Origin of the sequence: Thalassobaculum fulvum (genome assembly GCF_014652915.1) — a bacterium.
In the GTDB taxonomy this organism is placed as follows: Bacteria; Pseudomonadota; Alphaproteobacteria; order Thalassobaculales; family Thalassobaculaceae; genus Thalassobaculum_A; species Thalassobaculum_A fulvum.
Map to the genome: position 1 here is coordinate 99,564 of NZ_BMZS01000010.1, position 23,364 is coordinate 122,927.

Consider the following 23,364-nt stretch of genomic DNA (forward strand, 5'->3'; position numbering starts at 1 on the left):
CGCCCCGAGCGCGGCCGCATCGCAGCAGACCCCGCCGCGGGATCGTCACCGCCCGTCGGTCCGGTCGGCGAGCGATACCGGGGCCCGGGACGCGAGCGAAGCCTGCGCCGCGTCGGCGAGCCGCAGGGCGGCCAGCCCGTCCTCGCCGGTCGGGGCCGGCGGGCTTCCGGCCGCAACCGCGGTCACGAAGGCGTCGAGCTCGGCCCGGTAGGCGGGGCCGTAGCGCTCCAGGAAGAAGTGCAGGACCGGGTCGCGGACGAACCCGTCGGCGGTCGCCAGCTCGACGGTGGTGGGGCGCAGGTTCTCGGCCCGCAGCATCCCGCCGGAGCCGTGCACCTCGATCCGCTGGTCGTAGCCGTAGGCGGCCCGCCGGGAGTTGCTGATCTGGGCGAGCCGGCCGGAGGCGGTGCGCAGGGTGACGACTGCGGTGTCGACGTCGCCCGCCGCAGCGATCGCCGGATCGACCAGGGCGGAGCCCATGGCATGCACCTCGACCGGTTCCTCGCCGAGCAGCCAGCGCGCCATGTCGAGGTCGTGGATCATCATGTCGCGGAACAGCCCGCCGCTGACCTCGACGTAGGACAGCGGCGGCGGTGCCGGGTCGCGGCTGGCGATCGCGACGATCTCCGGCGCGCCGATGGCGCCGGCGTCGAGCCGCGCCTTCAGGCTGGCGAAGCTGGCGTCGAACCGGCGGTTGAAGCCGACCGCCAGCGCGACGCCGGCAGCCCGGGCGGCCCGTACGGCGGCGGTGGCGCGGGCGATGTCCAGGTCGATCGGCTTCTCGCACAGGATCGCCTTGCCGGCGGCGGCAGCCGCCTCGATCAGCGGCGCGTGGGTGTCGGTCGAGGTGGCGATCAGCACCGCGTCGACCTCGGCCGAGGCGAGCGCGTCCTCGACGCTGGCGGTGCGGGCGCCGTGGCGGGCCGCGACCTCTTCGGCGGCTGCCGGCACCGCGTCGGCCACGGCCGCCAGCCGGGCGTTCGGGTGGGCAGCTATGTTGGCGGCGTGCAGGCGGCCGATCCGGCCGGCACCGAGCAGCGCGAAGGCGAGCATCAGACCTCCCGTAGGCATCCCCGTCTGGCGCGGGGCTCATGGTCGATCATGGAGCGGATCGGCGGTCTACGCCATCGGGAAGGGAGTGGTCCTTGAAGGGGGCTCTCGACATTGCTCAACGCGTGGAGCGCCCGGCTCCGAACCCAACCGCCGCCGAGAAACCTCGGCAAGGGCTCACCGGCAGGCGCCTAAGGCCGCCCGCCGGATACCCGGATGTTGGCGCCGGCGACGTAGCTCGCGCGGTCGCTCATCAGCCAGGCGATGGCCTCGGCGATCTCCTCCGGCTCGCCGACCCGGCCCATCGGGATCGCCGACATCGAGCGCCGGATCGCCTCCTCGGTGACCATGTCGGTGGCGGTCATCCCGGGCGACACCGCGTTGACCCGGATGCCCTCGCCGCCGACCTCCTGGCTGAGGCCGATGTGCAGGGAGTTCACCGCCCCCTTCGAGATCGCGTACAGCACCCCGGTGCCGGGGTTGCCGATATAGGCCGATCCCGACGACACGTTGACGATCGCGCCGCCCTGGCCGCCGTGCTTCGTGGACATCCGCTTCACGGCTTCCCGGCAGGTCAGGATCGAGCCGATCACGTTGGTGCGCAGCAGCGCCTCGACGGCCTCGACGGTCAGGGCGTCGACCCGCCCCTTCGGGCCGATCACGCCGGCGCTGTTCACCAGCCCGGTCAGCGGGCCGAGGGCGCGCTCCGCGGTCTCGAACATGCGGATCACGTCGGCCTCGTCGCCGACGTCGCCCTGGATCGCGATCGCGCGCCGGCCGGCCGCGGTCACGTCGGCGACCACCGCCTCGGCGGCCGGCGCGTCGGCCCGGTAGTTTACCGCCACGTCCCAGCCGTCGCGGGCCAGCAGGCGGCACGCCGCCGCGCCGATGCCGCGCGAGCCTCCCGTCACCAGGGCGACCTTCGCCATGGCTGTCTCCTCCGTCTCGGTGTCGCCGGCTCAGCCGGCGGTGGTGGGCTCGGCGAGCGCCGCCTGGCGCTTGGCCAGGTAGCGCTGGTGGTGCTCGGCAGCGCGCCAGAACGGGCCGGCCGGCAGGATCTCCGTGGCGATCGGACGGGCATACTGTCCGGAGGCATCGTGGCCGTGCTTGGACTCGCGCGCAACCGCGTCCTGGGAACTGTCGAAGGTGAAGATCGCCGAGCGGTACTGGCTGCCGACGTCGGCGCCCTGGCGGTTGACCTGGGTCGGGTCGTGGCACTCCCAGAACACCTCCAGGAGCTCGTCGTAGTCGACCTTGCGCTGATCGAACTCGACCAGCACGACCTCGGCATGCCCGGTTCGGCCGGACCGGACCTGCTCGTCGCTGGGGTCGGAGACGGAACCGCCGCTGTAGCCGACGGCGACATCGGTCACGCCGGCCACCTTGCGGAAGACCTCCTCCACGCCCCAGAAGCATCCGGCCGCGAACATCGCCTTGGCCATGATCGACGTCTCCTTTCGTTACCCGGCGCCCGGTAGATGTGTCGTGCCGGCCGGCTGTTCCAGGGTTGCCGTCCCGGTCTTCTCGGCCTCGGCGGCGCGGGCCTCGCGCCAGGCCAGGGCCGCGCGCAGCCCCTCCGACCGGGCGATCTCGAGGAACCGCCGTTTCGTCGGCATGCCTTGTCCCTCTATTAAGGTATCGATGTCCAGCGCCGCTTCCAGGGCCTCGCCCATCCCCATCAGCTCGTAGGTCCGGTTGATCGCCCGCTTGGTCTCCTTCACGAGTGTGCGATCCATGGCGGCCATGCGGCGGGCCAGTGCCAGGGCCTCCTCGACGTCGCGGCCGGCCGGCACCACGCGGTTGACCAGGCCCATCGCCTGCGCCTCGCCGGCACCGATGCGGTCGAGTCCCAGCAGGATGATCTCCTTGGCCCGCTTCGGGCCGACGATCCATGGCAGCAGCATGACGACAATGCCGGCGCCGAACTTCAGTTCCGGCTCGCCGAAGATCGCGTCCTCGGCCGCCACCGTGACGTCGCAGGCCATCGCCATCTCGCAGGCGCCGGCCAGCGCCGGGCCGTGCACGGCGGCGACCGTCGGCTTCGAGAGGTGCCAGAACCGCATGGCGGCGTCGAAGTCGCGACGCAGCACCGGCCGCCATTCGTCGACGCCCTGCGGGGTCGCGGCGGCCTGGGCCTGCAGGTCGAAGCCCGAGGAGAACGCCTTGCCGGCCCCGGTCAGGACCACCGCGCCGACCGCGTCGTCGGCCTCGGCCCGGTCGCAGGCCGCCTGCAGGGCATCCAGCATCGCCTGGTCGAGGGCGTTCAGCCGCTCCGGCCGGTTCAGGGTGATCAGGGCGACCGGGCCCCGGGTCTCGTAGAGAATCGACTGGACCACGGTCTCGCTCTTGTCTGCCGGTTTCGTGTGCTCGTAGCCTGACCGTAGCGCCGCACTGGGCGGCTTGTCTCGCCGGGATGCACGATGACACCGTTGGCCGAGGTACTCTTCGAGGCGCTGACGCGCCGCGGCGAAGACGTCGTGGTCGAAGGGCACGACGAAAGTCTGAGCGCGAACAGGATCGTCGACGAGGCGGAGCTGGGCGCGCGGACCCTGCGCGCCGAGGGGCTGCGGCCATTCGCCCCGGTGCCGGTCGAGGTCGAGAACCGGCCGACCGACGTGATCGACCTGCTGGCGGTCTACCGGGCCGGCGGGGTCGCGGTGCCGATTCACCGCGCCACGCCGGAGGTCAGGCGCCGCGAGATGCTGGACATGCTCAGGCCGTCACCGCTGCTGGAGGGCGCGTCGACGATCGTGTTCACGTCGGGCTCGACCGGTGCGCCGAAGGGCGTCGTGCTGCGCGCCGACCGGCAGGCCGACAAGCTGGCGGCGATCGCCGCCGAGACCCGCTGGCCGCACCGGGCCCGAACCCTGCTCGCGCTGCAGCTCACCTTCAGCTTCGGGCAGTGGGTGACCTGGCTGACGATCCTGACCGGCGGCACCCTGGTGCTGCCGGAGCGGTTGACGGTCGAGGCGGCCGCCAGGCGGCTGGCCGCCGGCGGGGTCGACCGGCTGCCGGCGGTGCCGACTATGCTGCGGGCGCTGCTGGAGGCACGGGTGCCGGCCTTCACCGGGACCGTGCTGGCCGGCGGCGAGCGGCTGCCGCTGGCGCTCGGCGCGCGCATCCGGGCGGATTGGCCGGCGGCGGCGCTCGGCGACATCTACGGCCTGACCGAGACCGGGACCTCAGACTTCTTCGTCGACCCGGAGGACTACGATGCGGCGGCCGGCTCGCTCGGCCGCCCGGCGCGCGGCATCGATGTCCGGGTCGCCGAGGACGGCGAGCTCCGGATCCGCTCGCCCTGGGGCATGGCCGGCTATCTGAACGACCCGGCGCGCACGGCGGCGGCGTACGATGCCGACGGCTACTTCCGCACCGGCGACCTCGTCTCCGAGCGGCCCGACGGCCGGCTGGCGCTGGTCGGCCGGGCCTCCGACATGATCAACAAGGGCGGGCTGAAGGTGGCGCCCCGCGAGGTCGAGGACGCGCTGGCGGCGCACCCCGGCGTGGCCGCGGTGCTGGTGGCCGGCATCCCCGACCGGGCGACCGGCGAGGCGGTCGCCGCCGGCGTGGTGGCGCGGCCGGGCGCCGAGCTCGACCCGGAGGCCCTGCGGGGCTGGGTCGCCGAGCGGCTGGAGAAGTACAAGGCGCCGAGCCGGATCCTGGTGCTGCCGGCCCTGCCGGCCGGGCGTACCGGCAAGGCCGACCGCGGCATGCTGCGCGCCCTGTTCCGCAAGCCGCGGCGGCGTTCCGTCTGAGGAACGCTCAGTCCGACTGTCCGGAGCGTTCGGGCATTCCCTGGCGCAGCGCCGCCACCTCGGCGCGCAGGCGCCGCAACTCGTCGAGGATGGTCTCGGTCTCGTCGTGCGTGGCGCTGCGGATCTCCTGGGTCACCGCCTCGGTCTCGTCGTGCTGGATCGCCTGCATGGCGCTGACGATCACGGCGATGAACAGGTTGAGCATGGTGAAGGTGGCGACCAGGATGAACGGCACGAAGAACGCCCAGGCGTACGGGTAGACCTCCATGACCGGCCGCACGATCCCCATCGACCAGCTCTCCAGGGTCATCACCTGGAACAGCGTGTAGAGCGAGCGGCCGATGCTGCCGAACCAGTCCGGGAAGTCGGCCGCGAACAGCTTGGTCGCGATCACCGCGCCGACGTAGAAGATCAACGCCTGCAGCAGGGCGATCGAGCCGAGCCCGGGCAGCGACGACAGCAGGGCGCGCACCACCATCTTCAGCCGCGGCATCACGGTGACCAGGCGCAGCACCCGCAGGACCCGCAGGGCCCGGAGGACCGAGAGGCCGGGCATCACCGGCGCCAGCGCGATCGCCACCACCGCGAAGTCGAACAGGCTCCAGCCGTCACGGAAGAAGGCGAGCCGGCGGTACCCGATCCGCAGGACGATCTCGATCACGAACACCGCCAGGATCGCCTGATCCAGCAGCAGCAGGGCCGGCCCGGCCGCGGCCATCACCGACTGCGAGGTCTCGAGGCCGAGAACCACCGCGTTGACGACGATCAGGGCCGTTATGAACCATTGCACCGGCGGGCTCTCGACCCAGGCCCCGGCCCGCGCCCAGGGGCCGCGCCCCCCGATTTGAGTCCCCGCCGACATTTTCCCTCCCTCCGGTCCGCGATGAGCGGTGCACAGGTAGGGAGCCGACGGCCCGGATGCCAGGGCCGGCCGGCTCCCGCGAGCGGTCTCACTCGGCGTCGGCGGGCGAGGCCGGCTTGGCCTGGCGGATGGCGTTGCGGCGCATGGTGTACAGCGTGCTTCCGATGATCAGCGTCGCGCCGATGGCGGTGTAGACCGTCGGCACCTCCGAGAACACCAGGATGCCGGCGATCGTCGCGAACACGATGCGGCCGTACTCCATCGGCGCGATCGCCGAGGCGTCGCCGCTGCCGTAGGCCTTGATCATGGTCCACTGGACCACCGACATCAGGCCGCCGACGGCCGCCAGGAAGGCGATCTGCTCCCAGGTCGGCGTGACCCACAGATAGGCGGCGGGACCGGCCAGCAGCACGCTGAGGGTCACGTTCTGGTAGGTCATGATGGTTGCCGGCCGCTCGGTCCGGGCGAGGGTGCGCAGGGCGATCTGCAGGGCCGCGACGAAGCAGGCCGACAGCAGGGCCAGAAGGGCGTACTCGTTGAGATTGTCGGGCGACGGCCGGACGATCACCAGCACGCCCAGGAACCCGACCAGGGTCGCGCTCCAGCGCCGCCAGCCGACCACCTCGCGCAGGAACATCACCGCCAGCATGGTGGTGAACAGGGTGCGCGCGAAGCTGATGGCGGTCGCCTCGGCGAGCGGCAGGTGGACCAGCGCGGTGAAGCCGGCGGTCATCGCCACGAAGGCCAGCAGCGACCGTGTGAAATGCAGCGACCGGCGGGTCGTGCGCAGGATTCCCGGGAACCCCTTGACGATCGCCGGCGAGAGCACGACCAGCACGAACAACTGCCGGAACAGCAGGATCTCGACGACCGGCAGGTCGCGGCCGAGCAGCTTGATGCAGGTCGCCATGACCGCGAACACCAGCGAGCTCACGACCATCCAGACCGAACCGCGGGCGTTCGCCGGCAGCGCCTCCCATTGCGCGATATAGGGCGCGAGGCGCGCCGTGAATGCGGCGGACAGCTTGTCGGCTGAGGGGGGCATCGGCGTAAGCTCTGGGGCAGGGTGATCAGTATCCGACAGCCGGGAGGCCACGTCCATGCGCACGCTCGACGGAAAGATTGTTTGGATTACCGGTGCCGGAACCGGCATCGGCGAGGCCTCGGCCCGGCTGCTGGCGCTGGCCGGCATGACCGTCGTGCTGTCGGGGCGGCGCGCCGAACCGCTGGAGGAGACCGCCGAGACGATCCGCGCCACCGGCGGCCGGGCCGAGGTCATCGCCCTGGACGTGGCCGACCGCGACGCGGTGTTCGAGGCGGCGGCGGCCATCGACCGGGCGCACGGCCGGATCGACATGCTGTTCGCCAACGCCGGCACCAATCTGACGCCGCGCAACTGGAGCGACGCGATCGCCGACCGCGCGGTGCTGGACGGCTGGGACGCGGTGATCGATGCCAACGTCAAGGGCGTCTACAACGGGGTCGCGGCGGTGCTGCCGGCGATGCGCCGGCAGGGCGACGGGCTGGTCGTGATCACGTCGTCCTGGGCCGGACGGTTCTACTCGCAGGTCGCCGGCGTCGCCTACGGCGCCTCCAAGCACGCGGTGATGTCGATCAGCGCCCACATCAACATGCAGGAAGGGGTGAACGGCATCCGGGCCTGTGCGATCTGCCCGGGCGAGGTGGCCACACCGATCCTCGACCGCCGGCCGGTGAAGCTGACGCCGGAGGAGCTCGAGAGGCTGATCCAGCCCGAGGACATCGCCGAGGCGGCGCTGTTCGTGGCCCGCATGCATCCGCGGACCAGCATCCACGAGATCCTGGTTGCCCCGACCTTCCCCCGGGCCAAGGGCTGAGCCGGGTCGATCCGGATCGATTGCTGCTGCCGCAACACGAAAGTCCTGCCGGCCGGGCGCGGGCGGTTAACCGGCACTTAAAGATATTCGCGAATATTCGATCTGGTGCCGGGCGGCGGCCGTGCAGGCCGATGGGCCGGTGCTCCGGACCCGACGAGTCGAAGCGAGGTACTGTCGGCATGAAACCCAAGCACATGGCCGCCATGCTGGACGGCCTGCCGGTCAACGTCATGACCTGCGACCTGAAGACCTTCCGGATCGACTACGCCAACAAGGCGACGCTCGAGACGCTGCGGAGCATCGAGCACGCCCTTCCGATCAAGGCGGCGGAGCTGGTCGGCGCGTCGATCGACGTGTTCCACAAGCACCCGGAGCGGCAGCGCGCCCTGCTGTCCGACCCGAAGAACCTGCCGCACAAGGCGCGGATCACCATCGGCGGCGAAGTCCTCGACCTGCATGTCAACGCGATCATGGACGGCGGCCGGTACGTCGGGCCGATGCTGACCTGGACCCTGGTGACCGAGCAGGCGCGGGTCGAGGCGGAGACCCAGCGCCTGCTGACGATGATCGACGAGATGCCGGTCAACGTCATGATGTGCGATCCGGAGACCTTCGAGGTCACCTACGCCAACCGCACCAGCATCGAGACCCTGCGCCGCCTCGAGCAGTACCTGCCGATCAAGGCGGACGAGCTGGTGGGGACCAGCATCGACGTGTTCCACCGGAACCCGGAGCATCAGCGCCGCATCCTGTCCGACCCGGACAGGCTGCCGTACCGCGCCAAGATCCGGCTCGGACCGGAGACGCTGGACCTGCGGGTCTCGGCGATCCGCGACAACTCCGGCCGCTACGTCGCGCCGATGCTGAACTGGTCGGTGATAACCTCCCAGGTGCAGCTGGCCGACGACTTCGAGGGCAATATCAAGACCCTGGTCGACGGCGTCGGCTCGGCCACCACCGAGATGCAGGCGACGGCCGAAACGATGGCGTCGATCGCCGAGGAGACGGCCGCCCAGGCCGGCGTGGTCTCGGCGGCCGCCGAGGAACTCGCGTCCTCGATCGGCGAGATCTCCGGGCAGGTGCAGCGTTCCGCGACCATCTCGGGCGAGGCGGTCGAGGAGGCGCGCCGGTCGTCCGAGCAGGTCCGCAGCCTGGCCCAGGCGGCCGACGAGATCGGCAATGTCGTCGACCTGATCACCCAGATCGCCTCCCAGACCAACCTGCTGGCGCTCAACGCGACCATCGAGGCGGCCCGGGCCGGCGACGCCGGCCGCGGCTTCGCCGTGGTCGCGACGGAGGTCAAGAACCTGGCCGGGCAGACCGCCCGGGCGACCGAGGAGATCGCCGGCAAGATCGGTGGCATCCAGGACGCTACGCGCTCGACCGTCGGGTCGATCGAGCAGGTGGCGAAGGTGATCGAGCAGCTCAGCGAGATCGCGACCAGCATCTCGTCGGCGGTCGAGGAGCAGTCGGCGGCCACCGCGGAGGTCACGAACAACATCACCGGGGTCAGCCAGTCGGCCGGCGAGACCGGTGCGTCCGCGGTCCAGATGCTCGGCGCGGCCTCGCAGCTGAGCCGCGACAGCGGACAGCTCGGCAGCAGGGTCGACGAGTTCGTCGGGTCGGTCCGGGCGTTCTGACCGGACCGGCGGGCGACCTGGGTCGCGTCCGAACGGCCGCCCGCGTTCCGGGACGGCGCGGCGGCCTCGGCGACCCGGCGACGAACGGCCACGACGTGGACGGGCCGCCGGATTTGTGAGAGCGTTCGGTCTCTCGTCTCGCCGATCCCGTCGGACCGAAACCCTCCCGTTCCATGGACGCCCGCCGGGCGTCCGACGCCGCCTGAGGACTCCGCCATGGCCGATCCCGTCGTGACCCAGACCGCGCTGTCGAACTCGCCGATCGAGGCGGCCTTCCGGGAGCGCACGCCGGGCTCCGCGGAGCTGGCGGCCGAGGCCAGGACCCTGTTCCCGAGCGGCATCACCCACGACGCCCGCCACCTGAAGCCCTACGGGATCTACGTCGAGCGGGCGGCCGGGCCGCGGAAGTGGGACGTCGACGGCAACGAGTACGTCGACTATTTCGGCGGCCACGGCGCCCTGCTGCTGGGGCACGCCCACCCCGAGGTGACCCGGGTGGCGGCCGAAGTCATGGCCCAGGGAACCCAGTTCGGCGCCAACCATCCCTGGGAGCTCCGCTGGGCCGAGGCGGTGATGAAGCTGGTGCCGTCGGTCGAGCGCATCCGCTTCACCTCGTCGGGGACCGAGGCCACGCACATGGCGCTGCGCCTGGCCCGCGATTTCACCGGCAGGCCGAAGGTGCTGCGGTTCCGCACCCACTTCCACGGCTGGCACGACCACATGACCCACGGCGTGGCGTCGCAGTTCGACGGCTCGGCGGCCCCGGGCGTCCTGGCCGGGGTGGCCGAGAACGCGCTGCTGGCCGACCCCAACGACTTCGTCGGCCTGCGCGCCGTGCTGGACGCCCACGACGACATCGCCGCCGCGATCGTCGAGCCGACCGGCGGCTCGACCGGTTACACCGCGCTCGACCCCGATTTCCTGCGGGCGTTGCGCGAGGAGACCGCGAAGCGCGGGATCCTGCTGGTGTTCGACGAGGTGGTGACCGGGTTCCGGGTGGCGCCGGGCGGCGCCCAGGAGGCCTTCGGGGTGCGGCCGGACCTGTCGACCTTCGCCAAGATCCTGGCCGGCGGCCTGCCGGGCGGGGCGGTCGGCGGCCGCCGCGACGTGATGGACGGCCTCGACTTCGACGCCGCCGAGGCCCGCAAGCGCGACAAGATCGGCCACCCCGGGACCTTCAACGCCAACCCGGTGTCGGCGGCGGCCGGGACCACGGCCCTGCGGATCCTGGCCGAGACCGGGGCGTGCGACAAAGCCTCGGCGACCGCGGCGGCGCTGCGCGAGCGCCTGAACGGCGTGCTGAAGGACCGGCGCGTGCCGTGGGCGTTCTACGGCAACTTCTCGCTGTTCCACCTGTTCGTGCAGGCCGACCGGCCGGTCGCGGATCCGTTCGCCTTCGATCCGCTGTCGCTGTCGGCGACCAGGATGAAGGACCGGCCGAAGGAGCTGATCCGCAGGCTGCGGCTCGCCATGCTGGTCAACGGCGTCGATCTCAACCCGATGTGCGGCGGCCTGCTGTCGGCGACCCATACCGAGGCGGACATCGACGCCACGGCGGCGGCGTTCGCGGAGGCGCTGGCCATGCTGCGGCGTGCCGGGGACATCGCATGAGTTCCATCGGATGACCTCGGTCGCCGGCGACGGCGATCGGGGAAGCCGGGGGCGCGGCCCGCTTTCCCTGATCGCCGAAGCCGAGTTCCGCAAGCTGTGGAGCGTCGGCGTCCTGCAGGGCGCGATGCGCTGGCTGGAGATGCTGGCGATCGGGGTGTGGACCTACGCGCTGACCGAGTCGCCGGTGCTGGTGGCGCTGATGACCGTGCTGCGGCAGGCGCCGATGGCGCTGTTCGGCTCGGTGACCGGGGCGCTTGCCGAACGCCTCGACCGCAAGGCGATCCTGGTGGCCTGCCAGGCGGTCATGGCGCTGACCACGACGGTGCTGGCGCTGCTGGTCGCGACCGGCGGCATCGAGATCTGGCACGTCGGGCTCGGCGCCTTCGTCAACGGCTTCTGCTGGTCGACCGACCTGCCGGTGCGCCGCACCATCCTCGGTGAGAGCGTCGGCGTCGACCGGCTGGGACCGGCGATGTCGATGGACTCGGCATCGAACAACGCCACCCGGATGATCGGGCCGCTGGCCGGCGGGGCGCTGTACGCCGCCGTCGGCCTCGGTGGCGCCTATGCGGTGGCGGCTGTCTTCTACGGCGTGTCGGCGCTGGTCGCCGCATCGATCCGGTTCACCCCGACGCCCCGGGAGCCACGGCCACTGGCCCTGATCGCCGAGATTCGCGAGGGGCTCGCCTTTCTGCGCCGCAGCCGGGCGCTGCTCGGGCATCTCGGCGTCACCGTGATCGTCAATCTGTTCGGGTTTCCCTATGCGGCGATGGCGCCGGTGGTCGGGCGCGAGACCTTCGCGGTCGACCCGGTTCGGATCGGCCTGCTGCTGACCGTCGAGGGTGTCGGCGCTTTCGCCGGGGCGGTGGCGATCGCGTTCCTGGCGACGCCCCGGCGGTTCCGCCTGATCTACATCTCCGGCAGCGTCCTGTTCATGGTGTCGGTCCTGGCGTTCTCGGTCACCACCAGCTACGGCCTCGCGCTGGTAGTGCTGACCGCCGGCGGCGTCGGCATCGCCGGCTTCGCGTCGATGCAGAGCGCCATCATGTTCAGCGAGTCGCCGCCGGCCATCCGCTCGCGCCTGATGGGCGTGCTGTCGGTGTGCATCGGCGCCGGTCCGCTCGGCGTCCTGCACGTCGGCTGGCTGGCCGACCGGATCGGGGGCTCGCTGGCGCTGACCGTGATCGGCGTCGAGGGGCTGGTGGCGCTGGCGGCCCTGGTCGTCGCGGTGCCCGAACTGCGGGGGCGCGTGCCGGTCAGCGCTGCCGCCGCGTCGGGTCGTCCCGGCCATGGTGGATGATCGAGCCGAGCTCGGTGCGGTGCACCCCGATATCGCCGAGCGTCCTGTCGTCCAGCCGCATGAGGTCGTCGTAGGCGCGGGCGGAGCGGACATCGCGCCGGACGCCGGCGAACAGGCGGTTCAGCCGGGCGAGCAGCGATGATTGGGCGGAAGCGTCGGGCGCTGCCGTTGCGGAGCGGGAGGCGGGCATTTCGAGTACGGTGGCCATGGTCGGCTCCTGTCGCCGGTTGTGGCAGCGCCCGTGTCGGGCGCCGCGGTCCCACGCAGGTGATAACGGCCCGATTGACGAATAATGTTCATGATGGATAATTAATTGATCCCATATCGCGCATAATGACAATGGGCGTCGATCTCGCCCTCGTTGACAGGCCGGCCCCGGACGGTGTGTTGTTGCGGCCCTTCCGTCCGACGGCTTCCGACCAGCGATGACCCAGACCAGCGACCCGGCGGCCCTGCTCGCCGACTTCGAGGCCCGCGCGCTCACCGTGCGGACGCCGTGCGGCGACGGCAGCATGGTCTGGCGGGTCTGGGGCGAGGGCGATCCGGTGGTGCTGCTGCACGGCGGCTTCGGCTCGTGGAACCACTGGGTCCGCAACATCGACGCGCTGGCCGGGCGCTACCGGGTGATCGCCGCCGACATGCCGGGGCAGGGCGACAGCGACGATCCCGACCATCCCTACGATGCCGACAGCCTGGCCGACATCGTCGCCGAGGGTGTCCGGCGGGTGACCCACGACGGCGAACGCATCCGGATGGTCTGCTTTTCGTTCGGGGCGGTCATCGGCAGCCTGGTCGCGACCCGGCTCGGCGACCGGGTCCGGAGCTTCACCGGGGTCGGGGCCGCCGGGTTCGGGGCACGCGGCCCGGTGACACGGAACATGATCCGGATCACCCCGGAGATGAGTCCGGAGGAGCAGGAGGCCACCTACCGGCACAACCTGGCGCTGCTGATGTTCGCCGACGAGGCCAAGGTCGACGACCTGGCGATGCTGATCCAGCGCCGCAACACCGAGCGCAACCGCATCCGCTCGCGGCCGATCTCGGTCACCGACAGGCTGTCGGTCACGCTGCCGTCGATCCAGGCGCCGATCAGCCTGATCTGGGGCGACCAAGACGTTACCGCGATCGGCTATTTCGAGCCGCGGCACGCGCTGCTGCGTTCGCTGCAGCCGGAGGCCCGGATCGCCATGCTCGACGGCATCGGCCACTGGGTGCAGTACGAGGACCCGGAGCGGTTCAACGCGACGCTGCTGGATTTCCTGGCCGACGGGCCGGGGCCGGTCTAACCGGCGGCGGACAGGCAGCGCCGCAGCGCGCCCGCCAGGCCCAGCATGAGCGTCGCGTAGCCGTCAGGACCCGGCGCGGTGCCGGTGCCGAGAGGATCCAGGACGTCGACGCGGATGCCGGTGTCACCGGCCAGGCTTTCCAGCACCTTCGGGGCGAACTGCGGCTCGCGGAACGCGCAGACGGCGCCGCGCTCGGCGATCTCGTCGCGCAGATGTGCCAGCCGCCGGGCGCCGGGCGAGCGCTCGGGGCCGATCGAGACCGCGCCGACCGGCGTCAGGTCGTAGCGTCGCTCGAGGTACTGGTAGGCGTCGTGGAACACCACGTAGGGCCGGCCGCCGAGCGGTCGCAGCTCGTCGGCCAGGCGGGCGTCCAGGGCGGCGATGTCGGCCTTCGCGGCGACCGCGTTGGCCCGGTAGGCGTCGGCGCGGCCGGGGTCGCGCTTCGCCAGGGCGTCGGCGATCCGGTCGAGCAGTACCGCGGCGTTGCGCGGGTCCAGCCAGAGATGCGGGTCGATGCCGTCGTGGCCGTGGGAGTGACGGGCGTGGCCTTTTTCGTGCTCGTCCTCATGGTCGGCCTCCCAGACGCCGCCGGTGCGGGGCGGGTAGAGGATCAGCCCCTCGGTATCGGCCAGCTCGACGACGTTGTCGGCGCGGGCGAGCGAATGCAGCGGCTCCTCGAGAAACGCCTCCAGCGCCTCGCCGACCCACAGGACCAGGTCGGCCGAGGCCAGGGCCCGCGCCTCCGACGGGCGCAGGGCATAGGCGTGCGGCGAGGCGCCGGCCGGCAGCAGCACGGTGGGGGTTGCGATGCCGCGCATTACCGCCGCCGTCAGGCTGCCGACCGGTGCGATCGAGGCGACCACGCGCGGCGTATCGGCGGCCGCCGACGGTCCGGTTGCGGCCAGGGCGGCGGTTGCGGCGAGAACGAGGCTGGCGAGGGCTTGTGAGAAGGGTCGCATGGCGCTATCCACGGTTCCGGATTGCCGTGATGTAATAGTATAACGTTTCAAATCGCAAGTAGGGTCTACGCATGACAGGGGTCGGAAAGCCGGAGGGGGTTCTGCTGCGGGCCGAGGGGCTGGCCGTGCGGCTCGGCGGGCGGGTCATCCTGCACGGCGTCGACCTGACCCTGCGGCGCGGCGAGATCGTCACCGTCATCGGCCCGAACGGCGGCGGCAAGACCACCCTGCTGCGGGCCGTGCTCGGACTGCTGAAGCCGAGCGCCGGCCGGGCCTTCGTGGCCGACGGCGTCACCGTCGGCTACGTGCCCCAGCGTTTCGCGCTCGACCGGGTGATGCCGATGACGGTCGCCCGGCTGATGAGCCTGACCGCCCGGCCGGGGCGCGGCGCGATCGAGCGGGCGCTGACCGAGACCGGCACCGCGCACCTGATCGACGCCTCGGTGCACGGCCTGTCCGGCGGCGAGCTGCAGCGCGTGCTGCTGGCCCGTGCGCTGGTGCGTGCGCCGGACCTGCTGGTGCTCGACGAGCCGGTGCAGGGGGTCGACTTCACCGGCGAGGCGGCGCTGTACGAGCTGATCGGCACGATCCGCGACCGTCACGCCTGCGGTGTGCTGATGGTCAGCCACGACCTGCACGTGGTGATGGCGGCGACCGACCGCGTCGTCTGCGTCAACGGCCATGTGTGCTGCACCGGCGCCCCGCACGAGGTATCCGGCAACGCCGAGGTCCGCCGGCTGTTCGGGCCGCAGGCCGAGCTGTTCGCGCTGTACCGCCACCACCACGACCACGAGCACGACCTGACCGGCGAGCCGGTCGCCGGCCATGTCGATCATCGTCGCGACCATCACGACCACCACCATCCCCATGGCCATTCGCACGGAGCCGCCGGCCATGCTGGATGATTTCCTGGTCCGGGCGCTGGTCGCCGGGCTCGGCGTGGCGCTGGTCGCCGGCCCGCTCGGCTGCTTCGTGGTGTGGCGCCGCATGGCCTATGTCGGCGACACCATGGCCCACGCCTCGCTGCTCGGGGTCGCGCTCGGCCTGATCCTCGGGCTCGACCTCGGCGTCGGCGTGCTGGCGGTGACCGTGACGGTGGCGCTGCTGCTGGCGGCGCTGCAGGGCCAGCGGCAGATCGGCAGCGACACGCTGCTCGGCATCCTGGCGCACGGGGCGCTGTCGATCGGCCTGGTCGCGGTGGCGTTCCTGGAGAGCGTGCGCCTCGACCTGATGGCCTACCTGTTCGGCGACGTGCTGGCGGTGTCGACCGGCGACCTGCTGTGGATCTGGGGCGGCGGGGCGGCGGTGCTGGCCGGCCTGGCGGCGGTCTGGCGGCCGCTGCTGGCGGCCACCGTCGATCCCGACCTGGCGCTGGCCGAGGGGGCGGCCGCACCCTGGACGCGGGTGGTGTTCGTGCTGCTGATCGCGACGACCATCGCGATCGCCATGAAGATCGTCGGCGTCCTGCTGATCACCGCCCTGCTGATCATCCCGGCGGCGGCGGCCCGGCGCAGCGCCCGGTCGCCCGAGGCCATGGCGCTGGCCGCGTCGGTCGTCGGCGCGCTGGCGGTGGCCGGCGGGCTCGCGCTTTCGGTGACCGCCGACACCCCGTCCGGCCCGTCGATCGTGGTGGCGGCGCTGGCGCTGTTCGTCGGCTCGCTGGCGCTGCCGGCGCGGGGGTAGGGGCAAATCCCCTCATCCCGGACCGGATCGCCGAAGGCGGGCCGGATCCTGGACCCGTGGATACGAAGGCGGATAGGTCCCGGATCGTCGCTTTCGCGACGCCCGGGATGAGGAGGTGTCTGGCTTGCCGGCAGATCACACCGCGATCTTGCCGCCGCCCTTCCTGGTGATCATCACCACCGACGGCCGCGGCGGCAGCTTTGGATCGAAGTCCGGCCAGCGGGTCGCCGGGTCGTCGTAGGTCGACTCCCGCCCAAACGGCTCCCAGTGCTTGGTGCCGTCGGCCGCCACGTGCTGGACGGCGACGAACAGCGCCTGCATGTCGTCGGCGAAGCGCGGGCCGCACATCTCGGCGCCGACCGGGCAGCGGAAGAAATGCTTGCCGGTGCCGCGGCCCTCGCCCTCGGTCTCCAGCGCCCAGACGCCGTCGGCGGTACCGGACGCCTTCTTCCAGCTGCCGCCCTGGTCGGTCGAGATCCACAGCCGGCCCTCCGGGTCGACCGCGCAGTTGTCGGGGCAGGCGAACCAGCCGTTCGCGGAGGTCGCCGGGTTCCACACCGCCTTGACCTCGGGGTCGGCGGGATCGCCGGCCTGCACGACCAGATCCCAGCTGCCCTTGGTCGAGGCGTGGTCGCCGCCGTCCGGCGTGATCTCCAGGACCTGGCCCCAGAGGTTCTGCGCGCGCGGGTTCGGGCCGTCGACCTGGTCGGCCTTGCGCTTCGAGTTGTTGGTCAGGATCACGTAGACCTTGCCGGTCACCGGGTTGGCCTCGACGTCCTCCGGCCGGTCCATCGGGGTGGCACCCAGCGCGTCGGCGGCCAGCCGGGTGTCGATCAGCACGTCGGCCTGGCTCCTGAAGCCGTTGGCCGCGGTCAGCGGGCCCTGGCCGTGGACCAGCGGCAGCCACTCGACGCCGCCGTCGGCGTCGAACTTCGCGACGTACAGGGTGCCCTCGTCGAGCAGGTCCATGTTCGCCGCCCGGTCGGCGGGGTTGTAGCTGCCGTTGGTGACGAACTTGTAGACGTAGTCGAAGCGCTCGTCGTCGCCGCAGTAGACGACGACCTTGCCGTCCTTGTTGACGATCGTCTCGGCGCCCTCGTGCTTCATGCGGCCGAGCGCGGTGCGCTTCTTCGGGGTCGAGGCCGGGTCCATGATGTCGACCTCGACCACCCAGCCGAAGCGGAACGGCTCGTTCGGCTCCTTGGCGATGTCGAAGCGGGTGTCGTGCTCACCCCAGTTGTACCAGCCTCCGGGGATGCCGTAGCGCTTCAGGCTGGTCGCGTGCGGGTGCGCGGCGGCCGCGTCCTTGCCGCCCCAGAAGTAGCCGTTGAAGTTCTCCTCGGCCATCAGGTAGGTGCCCCAGGGCGTGATGCCGCCGGCGCAGTTGTTGATGGTGCCGAGCACCTGCGTGCCGGTGCCGTCGGCCGAGGTCTTGAGCCGATCGTCGCCGGCGGCCGGTCCGGTCAGGACCATCGGGGTCTTCGGGGTGATGCGGCGGTTCAGCCTGCCGGCGGTGTCGACCGCCCACTTGCCGTCCCTGCGGACGATCTCGACCACGGTGCCGCCGTGGGCCGCCATCTCGACCGCGACCAGCGCCGCTGTCATGTCGGCGAAGCCCTTCTTGTCCTGGCGGCCGATGCCCGGGAACATCAGTTCCTCGTTGGTGTACTCGTGGTTTACGCAGAGCACGGCGCGGTCGTCGGACAGCCGATGGAAGCCGATGAAGTCGTTGTTGTAGCCGAACTGCCTCAGCTGCGACGCCTCGGTCTGGTTGGCCGGGTCGAAGTCCGGGGAATCGGCGAACAGCGGGTCCCCCCAACGCACCAGGATGTCGGCGTCGTAGCCCTCGGCCACGTGATGGGTCTCGTCGACCCCGTGGCTGATCTCCTCGAACACGTACCGGCTCTTCGGCGCGGCCTGCGCCTTCGACGGGCCGAAGATGGCGGCCGGCCCGCCGACCGCGGCCAGGGCGCCGGCGACCAGGGCGCCGCGCAGCAGGTCGCGGCGGCCGAAGCGGCGGGCGACCAGGTCGCCCATGGTCGCGGCGCTGCTCGGGTTGCTGCCGACGTCGTCGGCTGCTTCCATGGCAGCCGCGCGATTGTCGAATTCGTCGAGGCGATGCTGCATGTCGAGGCGTTGCATGGCAGTCTCTCCCTGATCCTGGCGCCGGAATAGGGTCGCGGGGAAGGTCCCCGGCTTCCGGGCGGCCCGATGCGTTGGGAGCCTGCAATACCGGGGTATCGTGTCGGTTCTGTTGCTGTCTTGTTGCGCCAGTTTGAAATCGCGCCGGTGCGACCGTCGGTCCTTGAGGCCTGCGCGGAGGGAGGGTGAATGAAGCTGCTGCTGCTGCCCGGCGACGGTATCGGGCCCGAGATCGCCGATGCCGCCGAGGCCGTTCTGGAGGCCCTCGAGCGGGTGCATCCGATCGGCCTCGAGGTCGAGCGTGGGCTGATCGGCATGGAGGCGCTGCGCACCGACGGCATCACCGTCAGCGAGGCGACCTTCGGCCGCGCGGTCGCCGCCGACGGGGTGATCCTGGGACCGGTGTCGACCGCCGACTACCCGGCCCCGGCGCAGGGCGGGCTGAACCCGTCCGCGGAATTCCGCAAGCGCCTGGACCTGTACGCCAACATCCGGCCGTCACGGACCCGGGCCGGCGTGCCGTCGCTGGCACGCTCGATGGACCTGGTGATCGTTCGCGAGAACACCGAGGGCTTCTACGCCGACCGGACCATGCACATGGGGCCGGGCGAGTTCATGCCGACGCCGGACCTGGCGATCGCCATGCGCAAGATCACCCGCCAGGGCTCCGAGCGGATCGGCCGGGCCGCCGCCGCGCTCGCCGCCGGGCGCCGCGGCAAGCTGGCGATCGTCACCAAGAGCAACGTGCTGAAGGTCTCCGACGGCCTGTTCCGCAACGCCGTCCAGGCCGCCGCGCGCGACCAGGCCGGGCTCGACATCGAGGAGGTCCTGGTCGACGCCATGGCGTCCCTGCTGGTGCGCGAGCCGGAGCGCTTCGACGTGATCGTCACCTCCAACATGTTCGGCGACATCCTCTCCAACCTGGCGGCCGAGCTGGCCGGCGGACTCGGGGTGGCCGGGTCGCTGAATGCCGGCGACAGCTGTGCGGTCGCCCAGGCCTCGCACGGCTCGGCCCCGACCCTGGCGGGTCGCAACGTCGCGAACCCGGCGGCGCTGATCCTGTCGACCGCGATGCTGATCGGCTGGCTGGGCCGGCGCGACGGCGACGAGGCGGCGATCGACGCTGCGGTCAGGTTGGAAGGGGCGGTCGATGCCGCTCTCGGCACCGAGGCCGGGCGGACCCCCGACCTGGGCGGTCGGGCGACCACCCGGCAGGCCGCCGAGGCGGTCGTTGCCGCGCTCGGACGGTCGGCGTGAGCGGCCCGGTCGAGATCCGGGTCGGCGAGGGCGTCTTCGAGATCGTCCTGTCGCGGCCGGAGCGCGGCAATGCGCTCGGCCCGGATCTGGTCGAGGCCACGCTGGACGCGCTCGACCGGGCGGCCGAGGGCGGGGCCCGGCTGGCGGTTCTGCGAGGTGCCGGCAAGCATTTCTGCACCGGCTTCGACCTCTCCGACCTCGAGCAGCTGTCCGACGGCGATCTGCTGCTGAGGGTGGTGCGGATCGAGACCCTGCTGCAGGCGGTCCACCACATGCCGATCCCGACCCTGGCGATCGCGCATGGCGCCACCACCGGTGCCGGGGCCGACCTGCTGGCGGCCTGCCAGCACCGTTGGGCGCTGCCGGGAACCCGGTTCGCGTTCCCGGGGGCGGGGTTCGGCCTCGCTCTCGGCACCCGGCGCCTCTGCCTCCGCGTGGGCCCGGACGCGGCCCGCGACCTGGTGGGCTCCGGGCGACGGATCGACGTCGACGAGGCGGCGCGGCTCGGGCTGGTCACGCGCATCGTGGACGCCGATGCGGTCGACGCGGGCATCCGCGAGGCCGGGGCCGCCCTGAAGATCGACCGGGAGACGACGGCCCGGATCAATGCGCTGACCGTTCCCGACACCCGGGAGTCGGACATGGTTAACCTGGTCGCGTCGGCCGCGCGACCGGGACTGAAGGGGCGAATCGCCGCCTACGTGGCGGCGCTGCAGGCCCGCAAGGCCGAAGGAGGACGAGCATGAGAACCGTGATGCTGCCGGACGGCGAGGCCGTGCCGGCGCTCGGCCTGGGAACCTGGCACATGGGCGAACGCGGGGCCGACCGGCGCAGCGAGGCGGACGCCCTGCGCTGCGGGATCGATCTCGGCATGACCCTGATTGACACTGCCGAGATGTATGCCAGCGGCGGGTCCGAGGAGGTGGTGGCCGATGCCATCAGGGGCCGCCGGGACGCGGTGTTCCTGGTCAGCAAGGTGCTGCCGTTCAACGCCAGCCGGAACGGCACGGTGGAGGCCTGCGAGGCCAGCCTGTCGCGGCTGGAGGTCGAGACCATCGACCTGTACCTGCTGCACTGGCCGGGCTCCTACCCGCTCGAGGACACGCTCGCCGGGTTCGACGAGCTCAAGCGCGCCGGCAAGATCCGATACTGGGGCGTCAGCAACTTCGACACCGGGGAAATGCAGGAACTGACGGCGCTGGACGGCGGCGGCGCCTGCGCGACGAACCAGGTGCTCTACAACCTCGACCGTCGCGGCGTGGAGTACGACCTGCTTCCGTGGTGCGCCGCCCGGTCGATCCCGGTCATGGCCTACTCGCCGCTCGAGCAGGGCCGGATCGCCGGCAACCGCGCGCTCGCCGAGGTCGCGGCGCGTCACGGGGTGACCGAGACCCAGGCGGCGCTGGCCTGGGTGCTCGACCGCGACGGGGTGATCGCGATCCCGAAGGCGTCCCGGCTCGACCACGTCCGGCAGAACCGGGCGGCCCTCGACATCCGGCTGACGGCGGAAGATCGCAGAACCCTCGATACGGCATTCCCGCCGCCGACCTCGAAGCGCCCGCTGGAGATTCTCTGACGGCGCGCCGCGGGGTGCGGGATTGACGGCGGAACCGGAGCGATTCAAAACGGGTCCGGGGAGACTGGAGAACAGCCATGCGACCTGCGCGCTTGTTCGCCGCCTTGGCCGTGTCGGCCGCCACTGCCCTGTCTGCGGGAACGCCGGCAGTCGCCGAGGTGAAGGGCCGACCACTCGTCGTCTCCGGCGACACGTTGCGCTTCGGCCGGGAAGAGGTCCGGCTGCACGGTGTCGACGCACCGGAACAGGATCAGTACTGCGAGAACGAGTACGGGCGAACCTTCGAGTGCGGGATCCAGGCCCTCGACGCCCTGACCGAGCTGATAGGCCGGCGCACGGTGACCTGCGTCGGCGACCGGCGGAGCGAGGAGGGCCATCTTCTTTCGGTCTGCTACGCGGGCGACACCAACCTCAACGCCCGAATGGTCCGGACCGGCTGGGCGGTCGCGCGCCCGGCCGAGCAGCCGGATTTCGCCAGCCTGGAGAAGCTCGCCCGCAATGACCGGGCCGGCATCTGGGCGCTGAAGTTCGTCGATCCGGCCGAGTGGCGGAAGCAGAACCCCTGACCGGGGCCAGCCATTCGACGTCTCAGGGCTTGTAGAAGAACGACCGCACCTTGGCGCGGACCGCCGGATCGTCCGGGTCCGCCGACAGCGCGTCCACGTAGTTCCTGGCGGCCCGGTCCAGGATCCGCAGGCTCTCCCACGCGAGGCCGCGCGCCAGGTGAAGCTGGGCCGGGCGCGGGAACGCGAGCGCCTCGGCCGCGTCGAAGTCGAGGATCGCCTCGGAATAGCGTTCGAGCTGCAGGCGGGCGGCGCCGCGGTTGAACAGCGCCAGCGCCCGCATGGGATCGGACAGCTCCGTCGTCTCGACGACCGCCTCGAGCAGGCGGTCCGCAGTCTCGAATTCGCCGCGCCCGTAGTGGTCGACCGCCCGGTCGATGCGCCACTCGGCGACCTCGACCGGTGTCAGCGCCCGGTCTATTTCGCCGCGGTCGACTTCGCCCCGCTTGGCGTCGCCCCGCTTGGCGTCGCCCCGCTTGGCGTCGCCCTGGTCGGCCGGGGCGGGCTGCGCGGCGAGTGCCGGCGGCGTGCCGTTCCACAGTATCGCCGCGAGGGCCGGAACCACCATCCACCGCATTCGCTCCTCCGGTGTCGACGTCGTTGCCCGGGCCGGCGTGCCATCCGAAAGTCACGATACGCGCACCCTGTGCGCTTTTCCAGTCGCTATGCGCACACCGTGCGTCTTCGGACGATGTCGGAAGATCAGAGGGAACGGCGGATCAGCTGCACTTGAACGGGAACCATTGCAGCGAGAAGTCGGCGGCGTCGCGACGGTCCTCGAACCAGAACACCGGATTGCCCGACTCCGGTCGCTCGACCCGCCAGGCACCCCGACACCGGGTCTCGCACCATTTGCGTCGCCCGCCGAGCGTCCGGTCGAACGAGGCGCGTTCCGGCGGAAACCCGGAACCGCGCGACTCCCAGCCTTCGGGGAAGCGGACCGGGTGCCAGGTCGCCTCCACTTCGGCCAGTTCCGCGCGGGCGTCGAGGACCCGGCCGGATGCCGGGTCGACCGCGACCAGGCTGCGACGGGCCGGCGCCAGCGCGTCGGTCAGGGCGCTGAGCGCCATCTGCCGCCGGGTTACGCGAACCGCCAGCAACACCAGAGCGCTCAGGACCAGGAACACCGCGATCGCAGCCATGGGGCGGAGCCTACTCCCGGCCCGGGCGGCGGACAACGACGCGAGCGGGCGACCGCAAACTTTTGATTCGATTCATCCTGTCCCGATTGTGGCGTGCAATCGAAATTGATTCCACCTATAGGCTTGAACGAATCGGCCGAATCAACGATCTTACTTAGTGATCGGTATCGATTGCGGCGTATGCCCCAGGCTTGTGGAACGGCGATGTTCGACGCGAAGCTTGAGAAGAAGGCTCTGGAAATCCTCGCCGACGCGGTCGACCGCACGGTCGGGACCGGCTTCGTGCACGCCGCCGTGCTGAAGGCCGCCCAGACGCTGGCGGCGCACGACTACCGGCAGGCGGACAAGGCGTTCCGCATGCTCAACCCTCGCGAGACCCGGAAGGTCCGTTCGACGGCGATGGAGAGTGCCGAGCTTTTCCACAAGTTCGGCGACTACGATGACGCGTTGACCGACATGGCGCCGGATCCGCGGCTGCGCGACATCCGGGCCCGCTCCACCAAGCTCGGCACCGCCTGAGGGTCCGCTCCTCCGTCACGATCCGGTCTCGATGCACTCGCGACAGCGTGATGCGTCGGTGCGCCCGGGTGACCTGATCGTGAGTTCATCGGAGCCCACGGTTGCGGCACTGTCGCCGGGATGTCGATCCTGCGTCTCCTCGTTGTCGCCGTTGCACTCGCTG

At 71.4% G+C, this 23,364-nt stretch carries 24 protein-coding genes; 13 read left to right on the forward strand and 11 right to left on the reverse strand.

All coding sequences use genetic code 11. The annotated features are described in order from the left end of the window. Window positions 1-45: 45 nt before the first annotated feature. The 4 genes from iolG to IE246_RS20210 form a co-directional block, all read right to left on the reverse strand. Window positions 46-1,053, reverse strand: coding sequence for an inositol 2-dehydrogenase (iolG, locus tag IE246_RS20195; RefSeq protein WP_189993031.1), 1,008 nt, complete (start codon window positions 1,051-1,053; stop codon window positions 46-48). Between the two features lie 188 nt (window positions 1,054-1,241). Next, window positions 1,242-1,979, reverse strand: a complete 738-nt coding sequence (locus IE246_RS20200) for an SDR family oxidoreductase (RefSeq protein ID WP_189993033.1) — start codon at window positions 1,977-1,979, stop codon at window positions 1,242-1,244. Between the two features lie 30 nt (window positions 1,980-2,009). Further along, on the reverse strand, window positions 2,010-2,492 hold the full coding sequence (gene msrA, locus IE246_RS20205) for a peptide-methionine (S)-S-oxide reductase MsrA (protein WP_189993036.1): 483 nt from the start codon (window positions 2,490-2,492) through the stop codon (window positions 2,010-2,012). An 18-nt stretch (window positions 2,493-2,510) separates the two neighbouring features. Further along, a complete protein-coding gene (locus IE246_RS20210) occupies window positions 2,511-3,386 on the reverse strand; it encodes an enoyl-CoA hydratase/isomerase family protein (protein ID WP_189993038.1) in 876 nt (291 codons plus the stop codon). 93 nt (window positions 3,387-3,479) lie between these two features. On the opposite strand from IE246_RS20210, the gene IE246_RS20215 reads away from it, so the two are divergent. Beyond that, window positions 3,480-4,805, forward strand: coding sequence for a class I adenylate-forming enzyme family protein (locus IE246_RS20215; protein WP_189993040.1), 1,326 nt, complete (start codon window positions 3,480-3,482; stop codon window positions 4,803-4,805). Between the two features lie 7 nt (window positions 4,806-4,812). Here IE246_RS20215 and IE246_RS20220 read toward each other — a convergent pair whose 3' ends face one another. Both IE246_RS20220 and IE246_RS20225 read right to left on the reverse strand, forming a co-directional pair. Then, window positions 4,813-5,595, reverse strand: coding sequence for an ion transporter (locus IE246_RS20220; protein WP_229837406.1), 783 nt, complete (start codon window positions 5,593-5,595; stop codon window positions 4,813-4,815). Window positions 5,596-5,755: 160 nt separating this feature from the next. Then, window positions 5,756-6,712 carry a DMT family transporter gene (locus tag IE246_RS20225; protein ID WP_229837407.1) on the reverse strand — a complete coding sequence of 319 codons (957 nt, stop codon included), beginning with the start codon at window positions 6,710-6,712 and terminating at the stop codon, window positions 5,756-5,758. 55 nt (window positions 6,713-6,767) lie between these two features. On the opposite strand from IE246_RS20225, the gene IE246_RS20230 reads away from it, so the two are divergent. From IE246_RS20230 to IE246_RS20245, 4 genes are all read left to right on the forward strand, one after another. Continuing rightward, the gene (locus IE246_RS20230; protein ID WP_189993046.1) at window positions 6,768-7,523 is read left to right on the forward strand and encodes an SDR family oxidoreductase; all 756 of its coding nucleotides are present in this window, start codon (window positions 6,768-6,770) and stop codon (window positions 7,521-7,523) included. A gap of 179 nt (window positions 7,524-7,702) precedes the next feature. Continuing rightward, window positions 7,703-9,163: a methyl-accepting chemotaxis protein gene (locus IE246_RS20235; protein WP_229837408.1), complete on the forward strand. Its 1,461-nt coding sequence runs from the start codon at window positions 7,703-7,705 to the stop codon at window positions 9,161-9,163. 216 nt (window positions 9,164-9,379) lie between these two features. Beyond that, a complete protein-coding gene (locus tag IE246_RS20240) occupies window positions 9,380-10,774 on the forward strand; it encodes an aspartate aminotransferase family protein (RefSeq protein ID WP_189993048.1) in 1,395 nt (464 codons plus the stop codon). Between the two features lie 10 nt (window positions 10,775-10,784). After that, entirely contained in the window at window positions 10,785-12,074 is a 1,290-nt protein-coding gene (locus IE246_RS20245; protein WP_189993049.1) for an MFS transporter, read from the forward strand. Here the strand turns inward: IE246_RS20245 and IE246_RS20250 are convergent. After that, window positions 12,031-12,282, reverse strand: coding sequence for a YjiS-like domain-containing protein (locus IE246_RS20250; RefSeq protein ID WP_229837409.1), 252 nt, complete (start codon window positions 12,280-12,282; stop codon window positions 12,031-12,033). The two genes, IE246_RS20245 and IE246_RS20250, sit on opposite strands and share 44 nt — an antisense overlap. A 217-nt stretch (window positions 12,283-12,499) precedes the next feature. Between IE246_RS20250 and IE246_RS20255 the strand changes: the two genes are divergently transcribed. Next, entirely contained in the window at window positions 12,500-13,360 is an 861-nt protein-coding gene (locus IE246_RS20255; protein WP_189993050.1) for an alpha/beta fold hydrolase, read from the forward strand. Here the strand turns inward: IE246_RS20255 and IE246_RS20260 are convergent. Then, window positions 13,357-14,319 carry a zinc ABC transporter substrate-binding protein gene (locus IE246_RS20260; RefSeq protein WP_189993052.1) on the reverse strand — a complete coding sequence of 321 codons (963 nt, stop codon included), beginning with the start codon at window positions 14,317-14,319 and terminating at the stop codon, window positions 13,357-13,359. The two genes, IE246_RS20255 and IE246_RS20260, sit on opposite strands and share 4 nt — an antisense overlap. Window positions 14,320-14,390: 71 nt before the next feature. Between IE246_RS20260 and IE246_RS20265 the strand changes: the two genes are divergently transcribed. Both IE246_RS20265 and IE246_RS20270 read left to right on the forward strand, forming a co-directional pair. Then, window positions 14,391-15,224, forward strand: coding sequence for an ATP-binding cassette domain-containing protein (locus tag IE246_RS20265; protein ID WP_189993054.1), 834 nt, complete (start codon window positions 14,391-14,393; stop codon window positions 15,222-15,224). Then, window positions 15,214-16,002, forward strand: coding sequence for a metal ABC transporter permease (locus IE246_RS20270; protein WP_189993056.1), 789 nt, complete (start codon window positions 15,214-15,216; stop codon window positions 16,000-16,002). Before IE246_RS20265 ends, IE246_RS20270 begins: the two co-directional genes overlap by 11 nt. A gap of 135 nt (window positions 16,003-16,137) precedes the next feature. Here IE246_RS20270 and IE246_RS20275 read toward each other — a convergent pair whose 3' ends face one another. Continuing rightward, window positions 16,138-18,144 (reverse strand): PhoX family protein, encoded by a 2,007-nt coding sequence (locus tag IE246_RS20275; protein WP_189993058.1) that lies wholly within the window; start codon window positions 18,142-18,144, stop codon window positions 16,138-16,140. Between the two features lie 189 nt (window positions 18,145-18,333). Here IE246_RS20275 and IE246_RS20280 point away from each other — a divergent pair, with 189 nt between their 5' ends. From IE246_RS20280 to IE246_RS20295, 4 genes are all read left to right on the forward strand, one after another. Beyond that, complete coding sequence (locus IE246_RS20280) at window positions 18,334-19,401, forward strand: isocitrate/isopropylmalate dehydrogenase family protein (protein WP_189993060.1); 1,068 nt, start codon at window positions 18,334-18,336, stop codon at window positions 19,399-19,401. Further along, complete coding sequence (locus IE246_RS20285) at window positions 19,398-20,147, forward strand: enoyl-CoA hydratase/isomerase family protein (RefSeq protein WP_229837410.1); 750 nt, start codon at window positions 19,398-19,400, stop codon at window positions 20,145-20,147. The genes IE246_RS20280 and IE246_RS20285 overlap by 4 nt, the downstream gene beginning before the upstream one ends. Continuing rightward, complete coding sequence (locus IE246_RS20290; protein WP_189993062.1) at window positions 20,144-20,977, forward strand: aldo/keto reductase; 834 nt, start codon at window positions 20,144-20,146, stop codon at window positions 20,975-20,977. Before IE246_RS20285 ends, IE246_RS20290 begins: the two co-directional genes overlap by 4 nt. A gap of 77 nt (window positions 20,978-21,054) precedes the next feature. Then, window positions 21,055-21,543, forward strand: a complete 489-nt coding sequence (locus IE246_RS20295; protein WP_189993064.1) for a thermonuclease family protein — start codon at window positions 21,055-21,057, stop codon at window positions 21,541-21,543. A 22-nt stretch (window positions 21,544-21,565) separates the two neighbouring features. On the opposite strand, the gene IE246_RS20300 is transcribed toward IE246_RS20295, so the two are convergent. Together IE246_RS20300 and IE246_RS20305 are read right to left on the reverse strand one after the other, a co-directional pair. After that, complete coding sequence (locus tag IE246_RS20300; protein WP_189993065.1) at window positions 21,566-22,117, reverse strand: tetratricopeptide repeat protein; 552 nt, start codon at window positions 22,115-22,117, stop codon at window positions 21,566-21,568. 142 nt (window positions 22,118-22,259) lie between these two features. Further along, a complete protein-coding gene (locus tag IE246_RS20305) occupies window positions 22,260-22,682 on the reverse strand; it encodes a hypothetical protein (RefSeq protein WP_189993067.1) in 423 nt (140 codons plus the stop codon). Window positions 22,683-22,886: 204 nt separating this feature from the next. On the opposite strand from IE246_RS20305, the gene IE246_RS20310 reads away from it, so the two are divergent. Next, window positions 22,887-23,201 (forward strand): hypothetical protein, encoded by a 315-nt coding sequence (locus tag IE246_RS20310; protein WP_189993069.1) that lies wholly within the window; start codon window positions 22,887-22,889, stop codon window positions 23,199-23,201. Window positions 23,202-23,364 lie beyond the last annotated feature (163 nt).